Here is a 21,848-nt window from a genome sequence, read left to right on the forward strand (position 1 = left end):
TCAGAGCGCGAGCACCTGGCCGGGCACGATCAGGTCGGGGTCGGCGCCGATCAGCTGCTGGTTGGCCCGGTAGATCCGCTCCCAGCCGCCGGAGACCCGCTGCGCGACGGCGATGCCGGAGAGGGTGTCGCCGTCCTGGACGGTGTAGCCGCCGGCGGCGTTCTGCGGGGCGTCGTCCCCGGGGGCCGCCTGGGGCCGGGCGGCGGGCTTCCCCTCGGGTTCGCGGGGTGCGGCGGGGCGCTCCTCGGAGCGCGAGGCGGTGTCGGCGGAGACGTCGGCGGGGGCGCCGCCCCTGGCGAGTCCGGCCCGCTTGGAGCAGACCGGCCAGGCGCCGGGGCCCTGGGAGGCGAGCACCCGCTCGGCCACCGCGATCTGCTGGGAGCGGCTGGCCTGGTCGGCGCGGGCCGCGTACTGGCCGCCGCCGAAGGCGCGCCAGGTGGAGGAGGTGAACTGCAGGCCGCCGTAGAAGCTGTTTCCGGTGTTGGTGCTCCAGTTGCCGCCGCTCTCGCACTGGGCCACGCGGTCCCAGGTGTCGGCGGACGCGGCTGCCGCTCCGGTGGCGGCGAGCAGTGGCAGTGCCAGGCCGATCGAGGCCGCGCCGGCGGCGACGACGACCTTCTCGGCCTTGGTACTACGGCGGTGGCGAGCAGTGTTGGTGAACAGCACGGGACATCCTCTCCGCACGCCTGCGAGGTGAGCTGTCGGGTTCGGACCGGGAGGCTGGCCCGGCCGCCGGACGGTTCGGACGCGGTTGCGCCCGCTGCCCGGCGGCTTCACCCCAAGCCGTTGGGACCACGGCGTTCACACTGGTTCCCCCACTCCTGTCCGGTACCTGGTCGGTGGCCCGAGGGCGCGGCGGACAGGACTCGGCGTGCCGCGATCGGGGCCCGCAGCTGCGGGCATTTCGGAGAGTAGGCAAAGCTGACGAGCAATCACAAGCTCATATCACCATGATCACGCCGAAATCACGGACGATTTCTCCACGTGCACGAACGATCCAGGTATGTCCGGGTTCGTCCCGGACGGGCGTGCGACGCGCGCCCCCGTCCCGGCGCGTCGTCGGCCCGGTCGTACGGCGTGTCGCGGGTGCTGAAACGGCGTCAGCGGGGCGTGAAGGAGACCGGGAGGTCGCGCAGACCGCGCATGATCAGCCCGCCCCGCCAGCGCAGCTCGGCCGGATCGGCCGCCAGCCGGAGGTCCGGCAGCCTGGTCAGTAGGCTGCCGATCGCCCGCCGGCCCTCAAGCCGGGCCAGCGGGGCGCCGATGCAGTAGTGGATGCCGTGTCCGAAACCCAGGTGCGGATTGTCCTGGCGGGCCAGGTCGAGGGTGTTCTCGGCGGCGAACCGGGCCGGGTCGCGGTCCGCCGCGGCCAGCACCACCAGCACCGGGTCGCCGACCGGGATGTCCACCCCGCCGATGGCCAGCGGCGCGGTGGCGAACCGCCAGGTCGCCAGTTCCACCGGGCCGTCGTAGCGCAGCAGTTCCTCGATCCCGGTCTCCAGCAGGGCCGACTCGCCGCGGCCCAGCGACCGCTGGAGCAGCGCGCGCTGGTCCGGGTTGCGCAGCAGCGCGTACACGCCGTTGCCGATCAGGTTGATGGTCGTCTCGAAGCCGGCGAAGAGCAGGATGAAGGCCATCGCCGCGGCCTCGTTCTCGGTCAGGTGCTCGCCGTGGTCACTGGCCCGGATCAGGCCGGAGATCAGGTCGTCACCCGGGTCGGCCCGCTTGCGGTGGATCAGGTCGGCCAGGTACCCGCGGATCTGCTTGACCGCGCGGCCGACCCCTCCCCTCTTACCGCCGGTGTGCCGGATCATCATGCCCGCCCAGTCGCGCAGGTCGTCCTGGTCCTCGGCCGGGACGCCGAGCAGGTCGCAGATCGCGTAGATGGGGAGCGGGAAGGCGAACTCGTGGATCAGGTCGGCCTCGCCGCGGGCCGCGAAGGAGTCGATCAGCCGGTCGGTGAGCTGCTGCACCCGCGGCTCGAACTCGGCCACCCGGCGCGGGGTGAACGCCTTGGAGACCAGTCGGCGCAGCCGGGTGTGGTCGGGCGGGTCGATGTTCAGCAGGTGGGTCATCAGGTCGGCCTGCCGCTCGCCGGGGATGCCCACCCGGCCGCTGCGGTGGGCCTGTTCGCTGTGGTGCGCCGGGTTCTTGGAGAGCCGGGCGTCCGCCAGCGCCTGCCGGGCGTCCGCGTAGCGGGTGACCAGCCAGGCGTCCACCCCGCTCGGCAGGGTGGTGCGGTGCACCGGGGCGTGCTCCCGCAGCCAGGCGTACGCCGGGTAGGGATCGGCCGCGAACTCCCAGGTGAAGAGTTGCGGGTGGGCGGCGTGGGGCTGGTCTGGCATGTCTTGACCGTATCTGGAAGGACCACCGCGTGAGTCTGGTCACCTGGTGGGTAATCCCTGTTGCGGAGCGTCGGGGCGAGCCTACGATCCTCCGATAACCACAGTGGGCGGCGTGCGGGCCGGCCCCGGGTTCGCCCTCGGAAAGGGGAGCAGGCCATGCGAGTAGCCGGTGCAGTGGTGGTCATCGCGGTGCTCGACGGAGGTTCGGGGGCCGACCTGGCCCGCCGGTTCTCCGCCGCCGGCGCCGCCGGGCTGCTCATCGCCGACCTGCGCCCCGGCATCGCCGAGGACCTGGCCGCCGAACTCGACCGCCCCGGCTGCCCGGTGGTCGGCGTCTCCGGCGACATCCACCACCCCGCGGACCTCGCCGCGCTGGTCGACACCGCCGTCAAGCACCTCGGCCCGATCGACCTGTTCGCGGTGGCCGGCCCGGACGGCGAGCGGATCGTCCAGCTCGCCGACCTGCCCGGCCACCTCGACCCGCTGGCCGAACTGCTCACCCTGGTCGGCGAGGCCATCGGCGAGGTCGTCCCGGCCCAGCGCCGCCCGGTCGCGGACGTCCCGCTGGCCGGCTAGGCCCTGTCCGCGTCCGCTGCCGCGGGGGCACGCGGACACCGTTGGCGATCAGGTTGACGGTCGCCCCGGCCCCCGCGGAGAGCAGGATGGACGCCATCGGCCGGACAGGGCCTACTCCTCGGGCAGGCCCTCCGCGGACCGGACCGCCGCGCGGTAGCGGCGGGCCGCCGCCCGCAGCGCCGCGTCCACGTCCACGCCCCGGTCGTAGCCGCGCTGCGCGATCGCCAGCAGCAGTTGCCCGGCCGACTCCGCGGTCAGTTCGGCGGGCAGCTCGTACGGCGCGTCCGGCACGCCGGTGAACTCCGCCCGGCGCACCCGCGACACCAGCTTCGCCGCGTACGCCAGCGCGGGCAGGCCGGCCGGCACGCCGTCCAGCACCGATTCGCGCTGCTTCTCGGCGGCCTTCAGCTGCTCCCAGTTGGCCTCGGTCTCGGCCGAGCCGGAGACGCTCACGCCGCCGAACACGTGCGGGTGGCGGTACATCAGCTTGTCGACCAGGTCGCCCGCGACGTCGTCGATCGAGAACGGGTCCGCGGCGTCCTCCTCGGCGATCCGGGAGTGGAAGAACACCTGGAGCAGCACGTCGCCGAGCTCCTCCCGGAGCGTCTCCCGGTCGTCCTCCTCGATCGCCTCGACCAGCTCGAACGCCTCCTCCACCAGGTACTTCACCAGGCTCCGGTGGGTCTGCTCGGCGTCCCAGGGGCAGCCGCCGGGCGAGCGCAGCCGGTCCATCACCGCGACCAGGTCGAGCAGCCGGGCCCCCGGCAGGTCGTACGAGCCCGGCAGCACCTCGATCTCCGGGTGCTCGCCGGCCTCCTCCACCGCGATCCGGGCCAGCGCGTCGGTCAGCCCCGGGTCGCCGTCCGGGCTCTCCAGCCAGAGCGCCGGGGCCTCGGCCAGCAGCCGGCGGGCCAGTGCCGGGGCCGAGCCGCGCTCGACCACCTGCGGCTCGACGCCCGCGGCGCGCAACGCGGCCAGCTGCGGGTGGTCCGCGACACCGGCCAGCACCTTCGGGGCGGACCGGAGGGCCTCCCAGGCGGGCCAGGACAGCAGGCCGGGGGCGATGCGGTGGGTGGTGGTCAGCAGGGTCAACTTCGGAGTCTCCACGGGGTCGAACCTACCGGGCCGGGCCCGCCGCGCGGGGCGCTACCGGCACCTGCCCGCGGCCGGCCCCGGCCGCTCAGGCCGCGGGCTGGAGCATGACCTGCCGGGTGACGGCCAGCAGGTCGGCCGGGGTCAGTTCGGCCAGCAGCTGCGCGGCGTGGTCGAGCAGCCGGGCGGCGGCCCCGGTGAGCGCGGCGTCGTCCAGCGGGCGGCCGGGCAGCTCGCAGCTGTCGGCGAGCAGGCTCTGCGCGACGGTGTACAGGTTGGCGCTGGCGACCTCCCGGACGGTCAGCGACAGGTGGGTGGACGGCGCGCCCTCCTCGGCGCGGGCCCGGTGCGCGAAGCCGCGCGGCACGTACAGCACCTCGCCGGGCCGCAGGACGGTGTCCAGCAGCACCTCGCCCGGGTCGCCGTCCTCCCGCTCCGGCACCCAGTTGCCGTCCGCCGGGCCGCCGTGCACCCACCAGCGCTTGGCGCCGGAGAGCTGCACCACGAACACGTCCGCGTCGTCCCGGTGCACCGGGCGGCCCTGGGTGCCGGGCGGGGTCAGGAAGTAGAACGCCTCGACCTGGCGCCCGAGTTCGGCGGCCAGGCCGCGGCACAGGGTGCGCACCCCGTCGTGCCACTGGTCGACGTAGCGCAGCAGCAGGGTGGCCTGCTCGTCGCGGATCAGGGCGCGCACGGCCCGGCCGTCGGCGTAGCCGCCGACCAGTTCGCCGAGCACCACCCGGGGCGGGCAGAACCGGGCGTCGGGCAGGTGGGTGTCGCGCTGCACCAGGCCCAGGTAGGGGGCCCTCAGCAGGCCGTGGTCGAGCAGCCGGTCGAGTTCGGCGGCGGGCAGCACGTCCACCGGCGGGTGCGCGGGGCGCAGCACGGCCGGGGCGGTGCGCCACAGCGCGGTGCGGAACTGCTCCTCGTCGGCCACGAAGCGGCTCAGCCAGGTGTCGGTCACGGTCGGTTCTCCTCGTGGTGCGGACGGGCCCTCTGGGCGGGTGGGGTGACGGCGGGTCAGGCGGTGGGGCGGCTGCTGTGGGCGGCCTGCCGGGCGGCGGCGACCAGGTCCTCGGGGGTGGCGGTGGCCAGCCGGGTCCGCAGGTGCTCCAGCAGGTCGGCGCCGGTCCGCAGCAGGGTGTCCTCGTCGATCGGGCGGGCGGGCAGCTCCAGGCCCTCGGAGAGCAGGCTGCGCAGCTGGGTGCGCAGGTGGACGGCGCACGCCTCGCGCAGCGCGACGGTCAGGTGCAGGGACGGGCCGGCCTCGGTGGCGCGGGCGGTGTGGGCGTACCCGTTGGGCACGTACAGCACCTCGCCGGGGTGCACCTCGGTCTCCAGCAGGCACGGGCCCGGGTCGTCCTCGCGGACGGGCTGCCAGCCCGGGTGGGTGGGGCCGCCGTACACCTGCCAGTGCTTGGTGCCGCTGAGCTGGATGACCAGGATGTCGCCCTCGTCGCGGTGCACGGGGCCGTGCCGGCCGGGCTGCGAGTAGAACAGGAACGCTTCGGTGAGCCGGCCCAGGCCCTCGGACAGGCCGGCGGTCAGGGCGCGGACGCCCGGGTGCCAGTGGTTGAGGTAGCGCAGTTGCAGGGTGGCGTCGCGGTCGCGGATCAGGGCGCGGACCCGCTCCGGGTCGAGGCAGCCGTCCAGGGTGCGGCCGGCGATGATCCGCGGCCGGCAGTAGTCGGCCTCGGAGACGGTGCCGTCGGCGGTGAACAGGCCGGCGTACGGGTTGCGCAGGGTGCCCTCGTCGATGATGTCGAACAGGCCCTGGACGGTGAGCAGTTCGGTGGGCGGGTCGGCGGGGCGGAGCAGGGCCGGGCCCTGGCGCCAGTGCGTGCGCAGGAAGGTCTCGGGGTCGTCGACGCAGCGTGCCAGCCAGTCCATGGCCGTGGTTCCTCTCCGGTACGGGGGTGGGTGGTGCGGGGCGCTCGGGGCGCCGGCGGCGTGGTGGCCGCCGGCGGCCCCGGGAGGTGGAGCGGTGGTCAGATGACGTCCGGGTAGCAGTCGGCGCAGCCGTCCGGGGTGACGTGGCCCGCGGCGGTGACGGTCCCGGCCTCGGCGGCCTGCGCGGCGGCGGCCGGCGCGAACACCGCACCGCCCACCGCGGCGGCCACCGCCACCGACAGCGCGGCCTGACGGGCCAGCGCGGCGAACTTCGAGGTCGACTCAGAGGTGGTGATGCCCATGACGGAACTCCATTCGAGAGAGGAAGGGGGGAACGAGAGGGGGTGGAGCGGGACGGCCGGTGGTCAGATGACGTCCGGGTAGCAGTCGGCGCAGCCGTCCGGGGTCACGTGGCCGGCGGCGGTGACGGTCCCGGCCTCGGCGGCCTGCGCGGCGGCGGCCGGCGCGAACACCGCACCGCCCACCGCGGCGGCCACCGCCACCGACAGCGCGGCCTGACGGGCCAGCGCGGCGAACTTCGAGGTCGACTCAGAGGTGGTGATGCCCATGACGGAACTCCATTCGAGAGAGGAAGGGGTGAAAGGGATGTTTCGGGCGGCTCGGGGCAGTCGTCGCCCCGGCGCGGACCCGGGAGGGTGGTGCGGTCAGGCGGTCGGGATGCGCAGCGCCAGCGGTTCGGCGCCGGGGCGGCACTTGAGGTGGCAGCCGCAGCCGGGGGGCAGCAGCAGCCACTGGCCGGGGCGCAGGCGCAGGCCCTGGTCGCTTCCCGGGGTGGGCCGGACCTGGCAGGCGCCGTGGTGCTGGAAGAGCAGCAGGGCGCTGCCCTCGCCCGGGGTGAGTTCACCCGCGGGTTCCACGGCCCGGCCCAGGAGCCGGCGCAGGGTGTCGGCCCAGCGGGCCGCCCGGTGCGCCGGGGCGGCACCGGACGGTTCGCCGTCCGGGGGGTCGCCCTCGGTCCACAGTAGGGCCGGGCCGCTGCCGAGCCGGCGGTGGAGGAAGGCGGCGACCTCGCGGGCCGGGTCGGCCGGCCTGGCCTCTTCCTGTCCCCACTGCATCGCGTTCGCCTCCGTTCCGCCGTCCCGGTGGGGCCCGGTGTGCCCCGCTGGGAACAATGGTGCGGCGCGGCGCGGTCAGCGGACAGTCACGGGAAAGCGGTCCCGGGGGCCAGGTCCCGGGACCGCGTGACACGGCGGGGCGGCAATGCGACGGCGGCCCGGCGGCGGTTCAGTCGTCGAGCAGGCCGGCCCGGGCCGCGGCGACCCCGGCCTGGAAGCGGCTCTCGGCGCCCAACTCGTCCATGATGTCGGCGATGTGGCGGCGGGCGGTGCGCAGCGACATGCCGAGGCGGCGGGCGATCGCCTCGTCCTTGAGCCCGGCGGCGAGCATCCGGACGATGGTCCGGTCGAGTTCCTGGGAGACCTGTTCGAGGCCGTCCTCGGCGGCGGCCGCGAACGGGCGGGCCAGCGTCCAGGCCTGCTCGAAGATGTCGCAGAGGTAGGCCAGCAGGGCTTCCTGACGGACCACCAGGGCGCCCGGGGAGCCGTCGCTGAGCGGCAGGAAGACGAGTTCGCGGTCGAAGGCGATCAGCCGGCCGAACAGCTCGTGCGCGGTGCGGTACTCGGCGCCGAGCGCGGTGGCGGCCTCGACGTAGGCCTGGCTGGGGCCGTGGAAGCGCGCGGTGTGGTGGTAGAGGGTGCGGATCCGCACGCCGCGGCCCAGCAGGGCGCGGTCCCGGCGCAGGCCCTCCTCCATCGCGGCGGGGACCCGGGAGCTGCCGCCGGGCTGGATGGTGAGCACCTCGCTGCGGCAGGCCGCGGAGGCCCGTTCGAGGGCGGCCTGGACGCCGGGGAGGTCGGCGATCACCTCGATCGCGCCGGTGCCGTCCACGGCGCCCCGGTCGGCCTGCCGGTGGTGCGGCAGGAACGCGGACACCAGGGCCTGGCGGTGGGCGAGTTCGGCCCGGCTGCGCTGGATCTCGGCCTCGACCGGGGCGGCCAGTGCGGCGATCGCGCTCTGCGGGGGCAGTGCGTGGCCGCGGGCGGGGTCGGCCGGGTCGGGGTGGATCAGCCGCCAGTCGGCGAGGCGGCGCAGCGCGGTGGCGGCGCCGGACGGGTCCAGCCCCTGGCGTTCGAGGTGCCCGGCGAGGGCGGCCGGGTCGAGCCGGCCGTGCTCCTGCACCCAGGAGTAGGCCGCGACGTCGGCCGGGTCGGGGACGAAATCGGCTCCCGGTGCGGGGGTTCGGGGTATTAGGTCCATTTCTGTCCCCAGGTCATCTTGCTGCCAGTGCAGTTGGTGAGGCGTCCGGACAATGGTTCGGACGCGGGCGGGTGGCCATGCTGGTTCCCAGGCGCCGGTGCTCCGATCGGAAACCGGACCGCCGAGAGATCCCCCCTTCCACACCCCAGGAGGACCCTGCCATGAAGCGGTTCGCTCGCGCTGTCGCGTTCGCCGGTCTGCTCGCCGCCCTGCTCGGTGCCGCGCCCGTGCTGGCCTCGGCCGCTTCGGCCGCCCCGGTCACCGCGGTGGCCTCCGACGGCGACACCTCCTGGGGCGGCTGCGACCTGCCGCTGTGCAAGCCGCTGAGCTGAGCCGCGCCGCTCCCCCGCCGACCCGCCCCGACGAAGGGACCGCAGATGTCGACCGTTCCGCCCCTCCCCGCCCCGGACCTCACCGACGGCCTCAGCCGGCGCGAGCACCAGGTCCTGGAACTGCTCACCCACGGCGCCACCTACTCGGCGATCGCCCGCCGGCTCCAGCTCAGCCCGCACACGGTCGACACCTACCTGCGCCGGATCCGGGCCAAGACCGGTGCCACCAACCGGGTCCAGCTGGCGCTGCTGGCCCACGACGCCCGGCACCGCGCCCCGGCGGCGGCGGGGGGCGCGGCGGTCCGGGCGCACTGAACGGGCCGCAGCGGTCAGGACGTCCGGACGGTCTTCGGCAGCCAGTCCTCGGTGCTGTCGGCGAGGCCGATCCGGGCGGTGTCCCAGCTGCCGTAGCGCGGGTTGACCTCGATGTGCAGCGCGGTGCCGGCGTCGACCAGCGCCTTGCGGATCGCGGCGTCCCCGTCGGCGCCGCTCGGGTCCTGGCCGCCGGCCAGCTTCATCAGGCCGATCTGCTGGCGGTAGAAGGCGTCGATGTCGCCGGCCGGGACGCCCTGCTTGGCGCGCAGCAGCTCGGCGAGCTTGGCCTCGCTGCCGACGGTCTTGGCGTCAGCGGCCCGGGCCCGGTCGATCTCGCTCTGGCTGACGTCCAGTCGACGGTCGGTCAGGGCGCGGGCGACGACCTTGCCGAGCACCAGGTCGGAGACGGCGTGCCGGGCCAGGCCGGGCTGCTCCTCGGCGGCGGTCCCGCTCTGCGCCGCGCCCGCCCGCACCGCGGCGACCCGGGCGTCGACCTGGGCGATGCTGATCCGGTCGCCGCCGACCACGGCGGCGGCCCCCTGGTGCGCCGGTGCGCCGCCGCAGGCGGTGAGCGCGGCGGCGGCGACCACGGCGCCGAGGGCGGCGAGCGGTCGGCGGGGGGAGCTGGTGCGGATCACTGGGGCCTCCTGGGCGGTGGAGCGCGGTCCGGTGGTGCTCTGCGTACGGCTGGGACGAACAATATTGAGCCCCGCCCCCGGGTGCCAGACCCCCGCGGCCCTCCGGCGCGCCGGAGGGCCGCGACCGGTGTGGCGTCAGGTCGCGTAGGGGTTGTCGGTCGTGGTGCGGTGGCGGCCGAGGTGTTCGAGGTGGGTGCGCAGGCGGCGGACGTCGGGGTGGTGCGGGCCGTGCAGGCGTTCGGTCTCCAGCAGGAGTTCGAGCAGGCCGTGCCAGCCGGTCTCGGGGTGGCCGGTGGCGGCGAGGAGCAGGCCGGTGCGTTCGCGGACCTCGACGGTGTGCGGGGAGTCGGGCGGGAGGGCGGCCAGCACGGCGCGGTACTCGGCGAGCGCCTCGTCGGGGCGGCCGAGGTGTTCGAGGCAGCGGGCGGTGTGCCGGCGGTGGTCGAGGACGGCGGGGTCGCCGGGGGCGGCGGTGGCGGTGAGCTGGCGCAGTTCGGGGAGGGCTTCGGCCCAGCGCTGCCCGGCGAGCAGGGTGCGGGCCCGGATGGCGCGGACGGTGCGGACCAGCGGCGCGCCCTCGCCCTGTTCGGCGGCGGCCCGGGGCAGCAGGCGGGCGGACAGTTCGAGCACCTCGGTGTGCCGGCCCGCGTCGACCAGGTCGGAGAGCCGGGCGCAGGCCGCGCCGAGGGTCTCCGTCCCGGGGCGGGCGGGCGGCGCGGGCGGCAGCGGCGGGGCGGCGGGCGGGGGTGTCGGCGGGGCCGGGGGCGGGACGAGCAGCGGGGTGGGCTGCGGGTGGTGGGGGTAGCGGTAGGGGTCGCCGGGGTCGGGGACGGCGGGCAGCCGGGTGCGGATCCGGCCGGTGGGGGCGGGCAGCATCGGCAGCAGGACGGCGTGCACCTCGGCGGCGTCGGCGGGCCGTTCCTCGGGGCGCTTGGCGAGCAGCCGCAGGACCAGCGCCTCCAGTGCGGCGGGCACCTCGGCGCGCAGCCGGCGCAGCGGGACGGGCGGGTCGTCGACCTGGCGGCGCAGCACGGCGAGCGCGGTGGGGGCGGGGAACGGCGGGTCGCCGGCCAGCATCTCGTGCAGCATGCAGCCGAGCGCGTACAGGTCGCTGCGGCGGTCGGCGAGGGCGGCCATGGCCTGTTCGGGGGCCATGTAGGCGGGGCTGCCGATCGGGCTGCCGGTGAGGGTGAGGCGGGTGGCGCCGGGGTCGAGGGCGGTGGCGATGCCGAGGTCGAGCAGGATCGCCCGGCCGTCGGGCCGGATCATCACGTTGCTGGGCTTGAGGTCGCGGTGGACCACCTGCGCACGGTGCACGGCGGCCAGCGCGGCGCACAGCTGCCCGGCGACGGCGACGGCCCGTTCGACCGGCAGCGGGCCCTCCTCGGCGACCAGGTCGGCCAGGCTGAGGCCGGGGACGCACTGCATCACCAGGTACAGCTCCTCCCCGTCGGTGCCCGCGTCGTAGACGGTGACCAGTCCGGGGTGGTCGAGCCCGGCGCCGATCCGGCACTCGCGCAGGAAGCGGCGGCGCAGTAGGTCGGCCTGGCTGTCGCCGCGCCCGGCGGGGTTCGGCAGCGCGTCGGTGCGCAGCAGCTTCACCGCGACCCGGCGTTCCAGCCGCTGGTCGCGGGCGGCCCAGACCTGGCCCATCCCGCCGTGCCCGATCTTCTCGTCGAGCAGGTAGCGCCCGCCGACGACCCGGCTCACGGCTGCCCGTTCCCGGCCTGCCGGCGCAGCAGTTCGCCGAGTTCGCGCAGTTCGGCGGCGCCGGTCGGCGCGGCGGGTGCGGGAACGGCGGGGGCGGGCTGCGCGGTCGGCGCGGCGGGCGGGTACGGGGTCGCGTACGGGTTGGCCGGGTGGGGCTCGGTGGCCGCGTACGGCTGCGCGGGCCGCACCGTCGGGCCGGACTTCGCCGTCGGCCCGGGCGGCATCGCCGGCCCGGGCTGCGGCGGGTAGGCGACCGGCGGGTAGGCGTAGCCGTACGGGGCGGGGGCCGGGGCGGCGCCGGCGGGCCACTGGTCGCGCCGGTTCATCAGCAGGAAGTGCACGGGGGTGCCGAGGAAGAGCGGGAACAGGAGCAGCCCGGTGGTGAGGTTGTCGATCGGCTCGCCCTCGGGGGTCAGCGCGGCCGCGACGAACAGGCCCACCTCCATCAGGCCGATGACGGCCGCGCCGACGATGTCGGCCCGGCGCCGCCGGTCGACGGCGAGCACCGTCGACGGCACCATGCCGAGCAGGCCGAGGCTCAGCACCGGTATCAGCGCGAGCAGCGCCGTCAGCCCTTTCCGGTACGGGACGGCGCGGGCGGGCATGGTGGCTCCTCGGCGACGGCGGGACGTGCTGCGCACACGGTACCGTCACGGGTCGGCGTGCCGGGAGCCCGTTGCGTTCCCGTTGCCGACCGGCCGGAGGGCGCCCGGGCGGCGGTCCGGGCCGCCGACGGTCCGTCAGGCCGGTTCGGCGGTGCCGGAGGCGAGGGTGTCGGTGAGCGCCCTGGTCAGTGCGCGGGCCTCGGCGGTGGCGGCGGCGAGCGCGTCCTCGTACCCGGCGATCCGCCGGAACGCCTCGCCCAGGCGGCGCTGGCGCTCGATCGGCAGCCGGGGCAGTTCGACCCGGCGGATGTCGAGGCGGCTGGTGGTGGAGGCGTAGCTGCTGGCCCGGCGTCCGGCGCCGGTGGCGCGCAGCTGGCCGGCCAGGAAGTCGGGGTCGAGCAGGTCGGGGTCGGGGCGCAGCAGGTGCAGCCGGGGGCCGAGGGCGGCGCCGTCCCAGGGGCTGCCGGGGTGCACGGCCCGTGCGCCCTCGCCGCCCAGCACCGGGACCAGGACGTCGCCCTGACGGGCCGTCATGGCGTCGGCGGCGTCGGTGGCGGCGCTCGGCGGGGTGCCGTTCTGCAGGTCCTGGTCGGTGAGCAGCGGGGTGCGGCCGCCGGGCCGGGCGGGGGCGCCCTGGCCGGAGGAGTGCACCTGGAGGGCGCCGGAGCGGGCGAGTTCGCCGATGCTGACCTGCGGCGGTTCGGCGGCGGTGGCGGGGGCGACGGCGGGCAGCGCGGTGTCGAGGTCGGCGAGCCGGGCGAGTTCGGCGCTCAGCCGTCCGCGCAGGGCGGTGAGCAGGTCGGGGGCGGCCGCGGCGGGGGCGGCGGGCAGGTGGCGGGCGGGGGTGAGGTCGGTCTCGTCGTCGAGCAGGTCGAGCGCGGGGACGGCCCGGGAGCGGCCGGGCCGGTCGGCGGGCAGCGGGGCGCCGGTGCGGGCCGCGGTGTCGAACTCCCGCCAGGCGGCCAGGACGGCGGCGGGCAGCGCGGCCCGGTCCTCGTCGGCGCCGGTGGCGGCGTCCAGCAGCAGGACGTGCCGGAACTCGTCGCCGGGCTGCGGCCCGCGCAGCACCCACACGTGCAGCGGCACCCCGTACGGCGGGGCGGCGCCGGCCGGCAGCGCGACCACGGCGCGCAGGGCGCCGGAGCGGACGAGTTCGGCCCGCACCCGGCGGCCGGCCCGGCGGGAGGCGACGGTCGGCGGGAGCAGCAGCACGGCGGTGCCGCCGGGGCGGGTGTGCGCCAGGCAGTGCAGAACCCAGGCGAGTTCGGACTCGCCGCGCGGCGGGACGAGCCGGCCGGGCCAGCGCGAGTCGTACTGCAACTGGTCGTGGCCCCAGTCGCGTTCGTTGTACGGGGGGCGGCAGAGCACCGCGTCGGCGGCGTGCCCGGCGAAGGCGTCGGCGCGCAGCGCGTCGCCGGGGCGGACGTCCAGCGGCAGCGGGCCGGGGGCGTCGGCGGGGGCGGCCAGCGCGAGGCGGAGCAGGGCGACGCCGGCCAGCGCGGGGTCGGACTCCTGGCCGAGGCGGGCGGCGGGGGCGGCGGCCAGCAGCACGCCGCCGGTGCCGCAGGCCGGGTCGAGCACCGTCCGGCCGGTCTCCCCGCCGCCGGGGGCCGGGCCGTCGGGCCGGGCGAGGGCGGCGAGCAGGGCGGCGGTGTCGGCCGGGATGGGCGGGGAGAGCCGGGGGTTGGCCTCGGCGTAGCGGGTGAGCAGGTGGCCGTAGGCGGTGGCGGGTGCGGTGTCGGCGGTGAGGTCGGCGAGCAGCCGGGCCAGGTCGAGGTGGGTGGCGCCGGCGATCAGCGGCAGGGCGAGGGTGGCGGGGGCGTCCGGGCCGAGAGCGGCGGCGGCGGTGCGGCGCAGCGCCTTGGGCAGGGCGGTGGCGAGCCGGGTGTCGGGCTGGGTGGCGAGGTCGGTGCGGGCGGCCGGGTCGCGGTGCAGCAGCAGCAGGACGGCGCCGGCGGTGACCAGCGGGGCGGCGGCGGGGCCGTCGGGGTCGCGGAGGGTCTCCAGTTGCCGCCAGACCCGTTCCAGCAGCGGGAGTTCGGCGAGTTTGCCCTGGGCGCGGAGCCACTGTTCGACCTGGTCGAGGCGGAAGGCGGGGCTGGCCTCGGTGCCGCCGGAAGGTTTCGGGAAGTCGGGGTGGCGGCGGCGCCAGTTGGAGACCGCGGCCCGGCCGACTCCGGCGAGCCGGGCGATCTCGGCGGCCGTCACCTCGGGGCGGTCCGGCATCGGAGGTCTCCTTCGCGGCAGCGCTCGGCGGCCGGCGGTCTGCGGTCGGTGGTCGGCGGTCGGTGCTCGGCGGTCAGCACCCGTCGCTCGGGCGTGGCCCCGCAGCATAGCAACCCCGCCATCCCCCCAACCGTTCACACGTGAACGGAGACGTTTCGCGAATCGCGATTGACACTGTTCACACCAGAGTGGTTCAGTGGTGCCACGCCGGAACCACCGGCCCACCGCAGACCTCCCTGGGGGGAACCCGCCATGTCCGTCCGCCTCCGCACCCGCCGCACCGCCGCCGTCCTGCTCGGCGCCGCCCTGCTCGCCGCCGCGACCACCGCCTGCGGCCCGACCGACAGCAGCGTGTCCACCTCCCCCAAGAGCCCCGCCGCGGCCCCGGCCGCCGGCGGGGGGAGCTCCGCCCCGGCCGCGGACGCGCCGAAGAACGCGGCGGCGAAGACCGGTGACACGATCGCCCTCAAGGGCACCGAGAAGAGCAACAGCGCGGACGTCACGCTGGTGAAGGTGGTCGACAACCCGAAGGGCGCGGACGAGTACACCGAACCCGCCGCCGGGAAGCGCTACGTCACCGCCCAGTTCCGGATCAAGGCGACCGGCAGCGCCGCCTACTCCGACGCCCCGCACAACAGCGCGAAGCTGATCGACGCCCAGGGCCAGAACTACGAGGCGACCATCGCCGAGACCGTGGCCGGCCCGGAGTTCCCCGTCCCGCTGTCGATCGCCCCGGGCGAGAGCGCGCTGGGCTGCATCACCTTCGAGGTGCCGGCCGACGCCAAGCTCGACAAGGTGCAGTTCGCCCTGGACAGCGGCTTCGCCCAGCAGTCGGGCCAGTGGAAGCTCGCCTGACCCCGGGCGCCGGGGGCCTCGGCGGACGAGTCGGGGGCGCCGGAACGCGGACGGGGGCGCCGGGGGGCGCCGTCCTGCCGCCCTCCGGCGCCCCCGTCGACGGGTGCGCGGCCGTTCCGCCGCCGCTCGGGCGGCCGTCCCGCTACCGCTTGAGGTCCTCGAACATGGTGCTCAGGAACTCGGCGCACCAGGACAGCAGCTCCCGCCCGACCAGCGGCTTCCCGCCGATCCGGCCGCCGCTGCCGGGCCGCGGCACCAGCAGCTGCCGGGCCGCGGACTTGACCTGGGTGCGCGGGTAGATCCGGTTCAGCCGCAGCTCCTGCGACTCCCGCAGCTCGACCGGCCCGAACCGGACGAAGGTGCCCTGCAGGGTGATGTCGCCGATGCCGCAGCGCCGGGCGAACAACCGCAGGCCCGCCACCAGCAGCAGGTTCTCCACCGGCTCGGGCAGCTTGCCGTAGCGGTCGGTCAGCTCCTCGCGGACCTGCGCGATGTCGGCCTCCGAGTTGACCGCCGCGATCGAGCGGTACGCCTGCAGCCGCAGCCGCTCGCCCGGCGCGTAGTCGTGCGGGACGTGCGCGTCCACCGGCAGCTCGATCTTCACCTCCAGCGGCTCCTCCTCCGGCTCCCCGCCGCCGTCCAGCGACTCGCGGAACTCGGCGACCGCCTCGCCGACCATCCGCATGTAGAGGTCGAAGCCGACGCCCGCGATGTGCCCGGACTGCTCGCCGCCGAGCAGGTTGCCGGCGCCGCGGATCTCCAGGTCCTTCATCGCCACGTACATGCCCGCGCCCATCTCGGTGTGCTGGGCGATGGTGGCCAGGCGCTCGTGCGCGGTCTCGGTGAGCGGCTTCTCCGGCGGGTACAGCATGTACGCGTAGCCGCGCTCGCGGCCGCGGCCGACCCGGCCGCGCAGCTGGTGCAGCTGGGACAGGCCGAAGGTGTCGCCGCGCTCGACGATCAGGGTGTTGGCGTTGGAGATGTCGATGCCGGACTCCACGATGGTGGTGGAGACCAGGACGTCGAACTCCTTCTCCCAGAAGTCGACCACGACCTTCTCCAGCTGGGTCTCCCCCATCTGCCCGTGCGCGGTCGCCACCCGGGCCTCCGGCACCAGGTCCTTCAGCCGGGCGGCCGCCTTGTCGATCGACTCGACCCGGTTGTGGATGTAGAACACCTGGCCCTCGCGCAGGAGTTCGCGCCGGATCGCGGCCGAGATCTGCTTCTCGTCGTACGGGCCGACGAAGGTCAGCACCGGGTGCCGCTCCTCCGGCGGGGTGGTGATGGTGGACATCTCGCGGATGCCGGTGACCGCCATCTCCAGGGTGCGCGGGATCGGCGTCGCGGACATGGTCAGCACGTCCACGTTGGCCCGCAGCTTCTTCAGCTGCTCCTTGTGCTCGACGCCGAAGCGCTGCTCCTCGTCGACGATCACCAGGCCGAGGTCCTTGAACCTGGTCTCCGAGGAGAACAGCCGGTGGGTGCCGATCACCACGTCCACCGAGCCCTCGAACAGGCCCTCCAGGACGGCCTTCGCCTCGGTGTCGGTCTGGAACCGGGACAGCGCCTTCACGCTGACCGGGAAGTTGGCGTACCGCTCGGCGAAGGTCGAGAAGTGCTGCTGCACCAGCAGCGTGGTCGGCACCAGCACCGCCACCTGCTTGCCGTCCTGAACGGCCTTGAAGGCCGCCCGCACGGCGATCTCGGTCTTGCCGTAGCCGACGTCGCCGCAGATCAGCCGGTCCATCGGGACGGACTTCTCCATGTCGGCCTTGACCTCGCCGATGGTGGTCAGCTGGTCGGGCGTCTCCGCGTACGGGAAGGCGTCCTCCAGTTCGCGCTGCCACGGGGTGTCCGGGCCGAAGGCGTGGCCGGGGGCCGCCATCCGGGCCGAGTACAGCTTGATCAGGTCGGCGGCGATCTCCTTGACCGCCTTCTTGGCCCGCTGCTTGGTCTTCGCCCAGTCCGCGCCGCCGAGGCGGTGCAGCGTCGGAGCCTCGCCGCCCACGTACTTGGTGACCTGGTCGAGCTGGTCGGTGGGCACGAACAGCCGGTCGCCGGGGTGGCCGCGCTTGGCGGGCGCGTACTCCAGCACCAGGTACTCGCGGGTGGCGCCCTGCACGGTGCGCTGCAGCATCTCCACGTACCGGCCGACGCCGTGCTGCTCGTGCACCACGTAGTCGCCGGCCGCCAGCGCCAGCGGGTCGATCGCGTTGCGGCGGCGCGACGGCATCCGGCGCATGTCCTTGGTGGACGACTTCTGGCCGGACAGGTCGGTCTCGGTGATGACGGTCAGCTTCAGCTCGTCGTCCACGAAACCGTGCTCGATCGAACCGCAGGACACGTACACCACGTCCCGGGTCGGGGCCTCGGCGAGGTCGGCGACCAGCCGGGCCGCGATGCCCTCGTTGCCGAGCACCTCGGCCAGCCGGGACGCCGGGCCGTGGCCCTCGGTCACCATCACCACCCGCCAGTCGGCGGCCAGGCGGTCCTTGGCGTCGGCGATCGCCCGCGCGGTGTCGCCGCGGTACGCCTCGACGGCGCGCATGCCCAGGGTGAGCGTGTCGGCGTCGAACTCCAGGATGTCGCTCACGGTGGAGTCGCTGGTGGCGAACGGGCTGACCGACCACCAGGGCAGGCCGATCCCGGCGGCGTGCTCGCGGACGTCCGCCAGCGACCACAGCGAGGCGGCCGAGACGTCGATCGCCTCCAGGTCGATCGGGCGGTCGGCGCCGGCCGCCGCGGCCACCCAGGACGCGGCCAGGAACTCCTGGCTGGTGGCCACCAGGTCGGCGGCCCGGGTGCGGACCCGCTCCGGGTCGCACACCACGGCGACCGAGCCGGCCGGCAGCACGTCCAGCAGCAGCTCCATGTCGTCCACCAGCACCGGGGCCAGCGACTCCATGCCCTCGACCGCGATGCCCTGCGCGATCTTGTCCAGGATCTCGCCCAACTCGGGGTGCTCGGCGGCCAGTTCGGCCGCCCGCGCGCGCACCTGGTCGGTCAGCAGCAGCTCCCGGCAGGGCGGCGCCCACAGGCCGTGCTCGGCGATCTCCAGCGAGCGCTGGTCGGCGACCTTGAAGTAGCGGATCTCCTCGACCTCGTCGCCCCAGAACTCGACCCGCAGCGGGTGCTCCTCGGTCGGCGGGAAGACGTCCAGGATGCCGCCGCGCACCGCGAACTCGCCGCGCTTCTCAACCAGTTCGACCCGGGCGTAGGCGGCCGCGGCCAGCCCGCGGGCCACCTCCCCCAGGTCGTGCTGCTCACCGCGGCGCAGCGCCACCGGCTCCAGCTCGGCCAGCCCCTTCACCTGCGGCTGCAGCACGCTGCGCACCGGCGCCACCACCACCTGCACCGGCCCGGCCGCCGGGTCGTCCGCCCGCGGGTGGACGATCCGGCGCAGCACGGCGAGGCGGCGGCCGACGGTGTCCGAGCGCGGGGAGAGCCGCTCGTGCGGCAGCGTCTCCCACGCCGGGAACTCCGCCACCGCGTCGGGCGGCAGCAGCGAGCGCAGCGACGCCGCGAGGTCCTCCGCCTCCCGGCCGGTGGCGGTCACGGCCAGCACCGGCCGGCCGCGCTCACCGCCCCGGGCGGCCAGCGAACGGGCCAGCGCGGCGACGGCGAACGGCCGGGCGGCGGGCGGGCCGACCAGGTCGAGGTGCTGCCTGTGCCCCGTGGCCGCCGCCTCGATCGCCTCGGCGAGGGCGGCGTCCCGTACGACGACATCGAGCAGTCCGGACAGGCTCATACGTCAGTTTCTCCACGACGGGGAGTGGCCCGGCACAGCGGACGGCCGGGCAGCGCGACAGCCCGGAACGCGGTGCGCCCCGGGGGGTGTCCAGCCTACGCCGCACCGCCGCCCGGCACGCGGTGCGGCGGCCCCGCCGGGCCTTCCGAGCCGACTCACCGGTATCCGGCACGGCTTGTCCAGAGATCATGCGGCCGACATGTTGCTGTCACTGCGCGTCCATGGTCGGCGCGCACCATGGATGTCAGCGCGGGCCGCATCCAACCGTGGGGGATGGCTGCGGAAGCGCGATCGCACCTCGATGGGGGTCGGGAGTGCGAAGGCCGGGCGACCCTGGGTGGGGGCGCCCGTGCCACTCACGCCGGGACTCGCGGCGTCCGCTCCCGGGCGGGCGCCGCGGCTCTCGGCGTCCTGTCGTCCGGCCCCGCCCGCCCCGCCCGCACCACTTCCGGCGAAGCCGCCCGCGCGGCGGGCGGCGCTCCGTACCCTCGTGTGAAGAAGGTGTGGGGACACCGGCCGTTTCCAGGGGGTTTGCTTCGTCATGCGCGTGGTCATCGCAGGTCAGGGCTATGTCGGACTCCCACTCGCGGTGCGCGCCGCCGAGGTGGGCCACCGGGTCGTCGGGTACGACGTGGACGAACGCCGGATCAAGCGGCTCGCGGTCGGCGAGTCCTACGTCGAGGACATCCCCGGGGAGCGGCTGCGCCCGCTGCTCGACACCGGGGCGTACCTGCCCTCCGCGACGCCCGCCGACGTCGCGGGCTTCGACGTCGCGGTGATCACCGTGCCGACGCCGCTGCGCGACGGCGTCCCCGACCTGTCCTACATCGAGGCGTCGGCGAAGCTGCTGGGCCGGCACCTGCGGCCGGGCGCGACGGTGGTGCTGGAGTCCACCACCTACCCGGGCACCACCGAGGAACTGCTCGCCCCGCTGCTGGAGGCCGGGTCGGGGCTGCGGGCCGGTACCGACTTCCACCTCGGCTACAGCCCCGAGCGGATCGACCCCGGCAACCCGGTGTGGAAGCTGGAGAACACCCCCAAGGTGGTCTCCGGCACCACCCCCGAGGGCCTGGCCGCCGTCGCCGGCTTCTACGGGCAGCTGGTCGAGCGGACCGTCCCGGTCTCCTCCTGCAAGGAGGCCGAACTGACCAAGCTGCTGGAGAACACCTTCCGGCACGTGAACATCGCCCTGGTCAACGAGCTGGCGATGTTCGCCCACGACCTCGGCATCGACGTCTGGGAGGCCATCGACGCGGCCTCCACCAAGCCCTTCGGCTTCCTCCGCTTCACCCCCGGCCCGGGGGTCGGCGGCCACTGCCTGCCGATCGACCCCTCCTACCTGTCCTGGCGGGTGGAGCGCGCACTCGGGCAGTCCTTCCGGTTCGTCGAGCTCGCCAACGACGTCAACAGCCACATGCCCGACTACGTGGTGCGCCGGCTCACCGAGGCCCTCAACCAGCGCCGCCGCAGCGTCAACGGCTCGCGCGTGCTGGTCCTCGGCCTCGCCTACAAGGCCAACACCGGCGACGCCCGGGAGACCCCGGCGGCCCGGATCGTCGAACTCCTCACCCGCCAGGGCGCCGAGGTCCGCGCCGCCGACCCGCACGTCGTCGCGGGCGTCCACGTCGCCGAACCCCACGTCCCCGGCCAGCGCACCCCCGCCCACGAGGGCGGCCCGCTGGCCACCGTCCACCGCGTCGAGGCCACCCCCGAAGAGCTCGCCGCCGCCGACGCCGTCCTCCTCCTCGCCGACCACGACGAGTTCGACTACACCGCCGTCACCGCCCACGCCCGCTACGTCCTCGACTGCCGCCGCCGCCTCACGGGCACAGCCGTCGAGGTGCTGTAGGCCCCGCCCGGCGGCCGGACGGGGCCCGGGGCGTTCCCGGCGGCCGGGTTCAGCCCTTGCGCTGGATGCGGTTGCGGTTGGGGCGGGTGTCGTGGTCGATGCCGTCGTCGACGATGACGATCTTGGGGACGATCCGCGCCTCGGCCTTGGCCTCCGGTTCGGGCTTCGCCTCGGGCGCGGGTGCGGCCTCGGGCGCGGCCGGGGCGGTCGCGGGCTTCGGGGGCAGCGGGTCCTTGGCGAAGCTCGCGGGCTTGACCGGCGGGGCCGGGGGCTCGGCGGGCTCGGGGGCGGTGTACGACTGGCGCGGGTCCGCCTTGGGCTTGACCGGGCCGAGGACGGCGGTGGGCTGGTCGGTGACCGGGGGCTTGCCGAGGTCGGCCTTCTTGGCCTCGACGGCCTGCGCCGCGTCCTCGGGGTCCTCGATGGCGCCGACGGCGGCGCCGGTGAGCGAGGCGAGGGTGCCCTTGATGTGGTCGAGGTGGGTCTGGACCTTGTCGAGGCGCTTGGTGAAGTCGGCCTGCTCGCGGTCGCTGGCGGCCTTGATCCGGTCGGCCTTCTCCCGGGCCGCGGCGAGGGCCGCGTCGGCCTTGGCCTGGGCGTCGGTGTCGAGGCGGCGGGCCTCCTCGAGCATCGCCTCGCGGTGCTGCTCGGCCTCCTTGACCCGGGCGTCGGCCGCGGCGGTGACCTTGGCCACGGCGGCGTCGGCGGCGGTCTCGGCGGCGGCGAAGTCCTCGTCGGCCTTGCGGCGGCGCTCGGCGAGGGTGGCCTCGGACTGCTCGGAGGCGTTCGCGGCGGAGACCCGGACCCGGGCGGCGTGGCCGGTCGCGGCGTGCACCAGGGCGCGGGCCTCGGCGTCGGCCTCGGCGCGCAGGCGCTCGGCTTCGGCGCGGCTGCGCTCGTCGGTGCGGCGGACGAACTGGTCGGTCTCCTCGCGGAGCTTGGCGGCGAACTCCTTCGCGGCCTGGGCGGCGGCCTCGCCGGCCTCGTGGGCGGCGTCCCGGGCGTCCTCGCCGGAGCGCTTGGCCTTGGCGTGGACGGCGTCGGCCTCGTTGAGGGCGATGCCGAGCAGGGCGGCGGCCTGGTCGCTGAGTTCGGCGAAGTCGGGGTCGGGGGCGTCCTCGGCGGCCTGCTTGATGTCGGCGAGGCGCTTCTCCATCTCGCGCAGGCCGCCGCCGAGGACGCTGAGCCGCTCCCATGCCTCGTCGCGTTCGCGGCTGAGCGCGGTGACCGCCGCGTCGACCTGGTCGGGCGCGTAGCCGCGCCGGGACGGGGTGAAGCCGTACTGGGACACGGCGTCGCTCATTTCGGCTGTTCTCCTCGTGCTCGCGGGCTGCGCGGCCCCGCCGGGTGCGTGGTTCTGGCGGGACGGGTGAACCGTCCCATTGACCTA

20 protein-coding genes and 1 riboswitch are annotated in these 21,848 nt (G+C 75.6%); of the genes, 5 read left to right on the forward strand and 15 right to left on the reverse strand.

All coding sequences use genetic code 11. The features are described 5' to 3' along the window. Positions 1–666 (reverse strand): LysM peptidoglycan-binding domain-containing protein, encoded by a 666-nt coding sequence (locus EDD39_RS41870; RefSeq protein WP_123553186.1) that lies wholly within the window; start codon positions 664–666, stop codon positions 1–3. A gap of 3 nt (positions 667–669) precedes the next feature. Then, a riboswitch (cyclic di-AMP (ydaO/yuaA leader) is annotated at positions 670–848 on the reverse strand. Between the two features lie 252 nt (positions 849–1,100). Then, positions 1,101–2,345 carry a cytochrome P450 family protein gene (locus tag EDD39_RS02650; RefSeq protein WP_123553187.1) on the reverse strand — a complete coding sequence of 415 codons (1,245 nt, stop codon included), beginning with the start codon at positions 2,343–2,345 and terminating at the stop codon, positions 1,101–1,103. Between the two features lie 156 nt (positions 2,346–2,501). On the opposite strand from EDD39_RS02650, the gene EDD39_RS02655 reads away from it, so the two are divergent. Beyond that, complete coding sequence (locus EDD39_RS02655) at positions 2,502–2,921, forward strand: SDR family NAD(P)-dependent oxidoreductase (protein ID WP_123553188.1); 420 nt, start codon at positions 2,502–2,504, stop codon at positions 2,919–2,921. A gap of 111 nt (positions 2,922–3,032) precedes the next feature. Here the strand turns inward: EDD39_RS02655 and EDD39_RS02660 are convergent, their stop codons facing one another. From EDD39_RS02660 to EDD39_RS02690, 7 genes are all read right to left on the reverse strand, one after another. Continuing rightward, positions 3,033–4,028 carry a nucleoside triphosphate pyrophosphohydrolase gene (locus tag EDD39_RS02660; protein WP_123553189.1) on the reverse strand — a complete coding sequence of 332 codons (996 nt, stop codon included), beginning with the start codon at positions 4,026–4,028 and terminating at the stop codon, positions 3,033–3,035. Positions 4,029–4,101: 73 nt separating this feature from the next. Beyond that, a complete protein-coding gene (locus EDD39_RS02665) occupies positions 4,102–4,977 on the reverse strand; it encodes a JmjC domain-containing protein (RefSeq protein ID WP_162869919.1) in 876 nt (291 codons plus the stop codon). A 56-nt stretch (positions 4,978–5,033) separates the two neighbouring features. After that, positions 5,034–5,903, reverse strand: coding sequence for a JmjC domain-containing protein (locus tag EDD39_RS02670; RefSeq protein ID WP_123553191.1), 870 nt, complete (start codon positions 5,901–5,903; stop codon positions 5,034–5,036). Between the two features lie 98 nt (positions 5,904–6,001). Next, positions 6,002–6,205, reverse strand: a complete 204-nt coding sequence (locus EDD39_RS02675; protein WP_123553192.1) for a hypothetical protein — start codon at positions 6,203–6,205, stop codon at positions 6,002–6,004. 63 nt (positions 6,206–6,268) lie between these two features. Next, positions 6,269–6,472 (reverse strand): hypothetical protein, encoded by a 204-nt coding sequence (locus EDD39_RS02680; RefSeq protein ID WP_123553192.1) that lies wholly within the window; start codon positions 6,470–6,472, stop codon positions 6,269–6,271. Between the two features lie 96 nt (positions 6,473–6,568). Then, positions 6,569–6,979: a hypothetical protein gene (locus tag EDD39_RS02685; protein WP_123553193.1), complete on the reverse strand. Its 411-nt coding sequence runs from the start codon at positions 6,977–6,979 to the stop codon at positions 6,569–6,571. Between the two features lie 169 nt (positions 6,980–7,148). Further along, positions 7,149–8,180, reverse strand: a complete 1,032-nt coding sequence (locus EDD39_RS02690; protein ID WP_123553194.1) for a helix-turn-helix transcriptional regulator — start codon at positions 8,178–8,180, stop codon at positions 7,149–7,151. 161 nt (positions 8,181–8,341) lie between these two features. Here EDD39_RS02690 and EDD39_RS39220 point away from each other — a divergent pair, with 161 nt between their 5' ends. Both EDD39_RS39220 and EDD39_RS02695 read left to right on the forward strand, forming a co-directional pair. Further along, positions 8,342–8,512, forward strand: a complete 171-nt coding sequence (locus EDD39_RS39220) for a hypothetical protein (RefSeq protein WP_162869920.1) — start codon at positions 8,342–8,344, stop codon at positions 8,510–8,512. 45 nt (positions 8,513–8,557) lie between these two features. After that, positions 8,558–8,827, forward strand: a complete 270-nt coding sequence (locus EDD39_RS02695; protein WP_123553195.1) for a response regulator transcription factor — start codon at positions 8,558–8,560, stop codon at positions 8,825–8,827. 14 nt (positions 8,828–8,841) lie between these two features. Here the strand turns inward: EDD39_RS02695 and EDD39_RS02700 are convergent, their stop codons facing one another. The 4 genes from EDD39_RS02700 to EDD39_RS02715 form a co-directional block, all read right to left on the reverse strand. After that, positions 8,842–9,465 carry a SurA N-terminal domain-containing protein gene (locus EDD39_RS02700; RefSeq protein ID WP_162869921.1) on the reverse strand — a complete coding sequence of 208 codons (624 nt, stop codon included), beginning with the start codon at positions 9,463–9,465 and terminating at the stop codon, positions 8,842–8,844. A 135-nt stretch (positions 9,466–9,600) separates the two neighbouring features. Then, positions 9,601–11,175, reverse strand: coding sequence for a serine/threonine-protein kinase (locus EDD39_RS02705; protein ID WP_279633951.1), 1,575 nt, complete (start codon positions 11,173–11,175; stop codon positions 9,601–9,603). Continuing rightward, positions 11,172–11,780 carry a hypothetical protein gene (locus tag EDD39_RS02710; RefSeq protein ID WP_123553197.1) on the reverse strand — a complete coding sequence of 203 codons (609 nt, stop codon included), beginning with the start codon at positions 11,778–11,780 and terminating at the stop codon, positions 11,172–11,174. Before EDD39_RS02710 ends, EDD39_RS02705 begins: the two co-directional genes overlap by 4 nt. A 135-nt stretch (positions 11,781–11,915) precedes the next feature. After that, positions 11,916–14,006, reverse strand: coding sequence for an N-6 DNA methylase (locus EDD39_RS02715; RefSeq protein WP_123553198.1), 2,091 nt, complete (start codon positions 14,004–14,006; stop codon positions 11,916–11,918). A gap of 252 nt (positions 14,007–14,258) precedes the next feature. Here EDD39_RS02715 and EDD39_RS02720 point away from each other — a divergent pair, with 252 nt between their 5' ends. Continuing rightward, the gene (locus tag EDD39_RS02720; protein WP_123553199.1) at positions 14,259–14,861 is read left to right on the forward strand and encodes a DUF4352 domain-containing protein; all 603 of its coding nucleotides are present in this window, start codon (positions 14,259–14,261) and stop codon (positions 14,859–14,861) included. Between the two features lie 142 nt (positions 14,862–15,003). On the opposite strand, the gene mfd is transcribed toward EDD39_RS02720, so the two are convergent. Then, a complete protein-coding gene (gene mfd / locus EDD39_RS02725; RefSeq protein WP_123553200.1) occupies positions 15,004–18,609 on the reverse strand; it encodes a transcription-repair coupling factor in 3,606 nt (1,201 codons plus the stop codon). 541 nt (positions 18,610–19,150) lie between these two features. Between mfd and EDD39_RS02730 the strand changes: the two genes are divergently transcribed. Continuing rightward, a complete protein-coding gene (locus EDD39_RS02730; RefSeq protein ID WP_123553201.1) occupies positions 19,151–20,458 on the forward strand; it encodes a nucleotide sugar dehydrogenase in 1,308 nt (435 codons plus the stop codon). 49 nt (positions 20,459–20,507) lie between these two features. On the opposite strand, the gene EDD39_RS02735 is transcribed toward EDD39_RS02730, so the two are convergent. Beyond that, a complete protein-coding gene (locus EDD39_RS02735) occupies positions 20,508–21,761 on the reverse strand; it encodes a hypothetical protein (RefSeq protein WP_123553202.1) in 1,254 nt (417 codons plus the stop codon). Positions 21,762–21,848: the final 87 nt, after the last annotated feature.

Origin of the sequence: Kitasatospora cineracea, assembly GCF_003751605.1 — a bacterium.
GTDB lineage: Bacteria > Actinomycetota > Actinomycetes > Streptomycetales > Streptomycetaceae > Kitasatospora > Kitasatospora cineracea.

Coding starts and splice junctions, on each gene's coding strand:
- mfd (WP_123553200.1), bottom strand. CDS start 18,609: ATGAGCCTGTCCGGACTGCTCGATGTCGTCGTACGGGACGCCGCCCTC.
- EDD39_RS02710 (WP_123553197.1), bottom strand. CDS start 11,780: ATGCCCGCCCGCGCCGTCCCGTACCGGAAAGGGCTGACGGCGCTGCTC.
- EDD39_RS02650 (WP_123553187.1), bottom strand. CDS start 2,345: ATGCCAGACCAGCCCCACGCCGCCCACCCGCAACTCTTCACCTGGGAG.
- EDD39_RS02715 (WP_123553198.1), bottom strand. CDS start 14,006: ATGCCGGACCGCCCCGAGGTGACGGCCGCCGAGATCGCCCGGCTCGCC.
- EDD39_RS02680 (WP_123553192.1), bottom strand. CDS start 6,472: ATGGGCATCACCACCTCTGAGTCGACCTCGAAGTTCGCCGCGCTGGCC.
- EDD39_RS02690 (WP_123553194.1), bottom strand. CDS start 8,180: ATGGACCTAATACCCCGAACCCCCGCACCGGGAGCCGATTTCGTCCCC.
- EDD39_RS39220 (WP_162869920.1), top strand. CDS start 8,342: ATGAAGCGGTTCGCTCGCGCTGTCGCGTTCGCCGGTCTGCTCGCCGCC.
- EDD39_RS02670 (WP_123553191.1), bottom strand. CDS start 5,903: ATGGACTGGCTGGCACGCTGCGTCGACGACCCCGAGACCTTCCTGCGC.
- EDD39_RS02730 (WP_123553201.1), top strand. CDS start 19,151: ATGCGCGTGGTCATCGCAGGTCAGGGCTATGTCGGACTCCCACTCGCG.
- EDD39_RS02655 (WP_123553188.1), top strand. CDS start 2,502: ATGCGAGTAGCCGGTGCAGTGGTGGTCATCGCGGTGCTCGACGGAGGT.
- EDD39_RS02720 (WP_123553199.1), top strand. CDS start 14,259: ATGTCCGTCCGCCTCCGCACCCGCCGCACCGCCGCCGTCCTGCTCGGC.
- EDD39_RS02735 (WP_123553202.1), bottom strand. CDS start 21,761: ATGAGCGACGCCGTGTCCCAGTACGGCTTCACCCCGTCCCGGCGCGGC.
- EDD39_RS02685 (WP_123553193.1), bottom strand. CDS start 6,979: ATGCAGTGGGGACAGGAAGAGGCCAGGCCGGCCGACCCGGCCCGCGAG.
- EDD39_RS02695 (WP_123553195.1), top strand. CDS start 8,558: ATGTCGACCGTTCCGCCCCTCCCCGCCCCGGACCTCACCGACGGCCTC.
- EDD39_RS02675 (WP_123553192.1), bottom strand. CDS start 6,205: ATGGGCATCACCACCTCTGAGTCGACCTCGAAGTTCGCCGCGCTGGCC.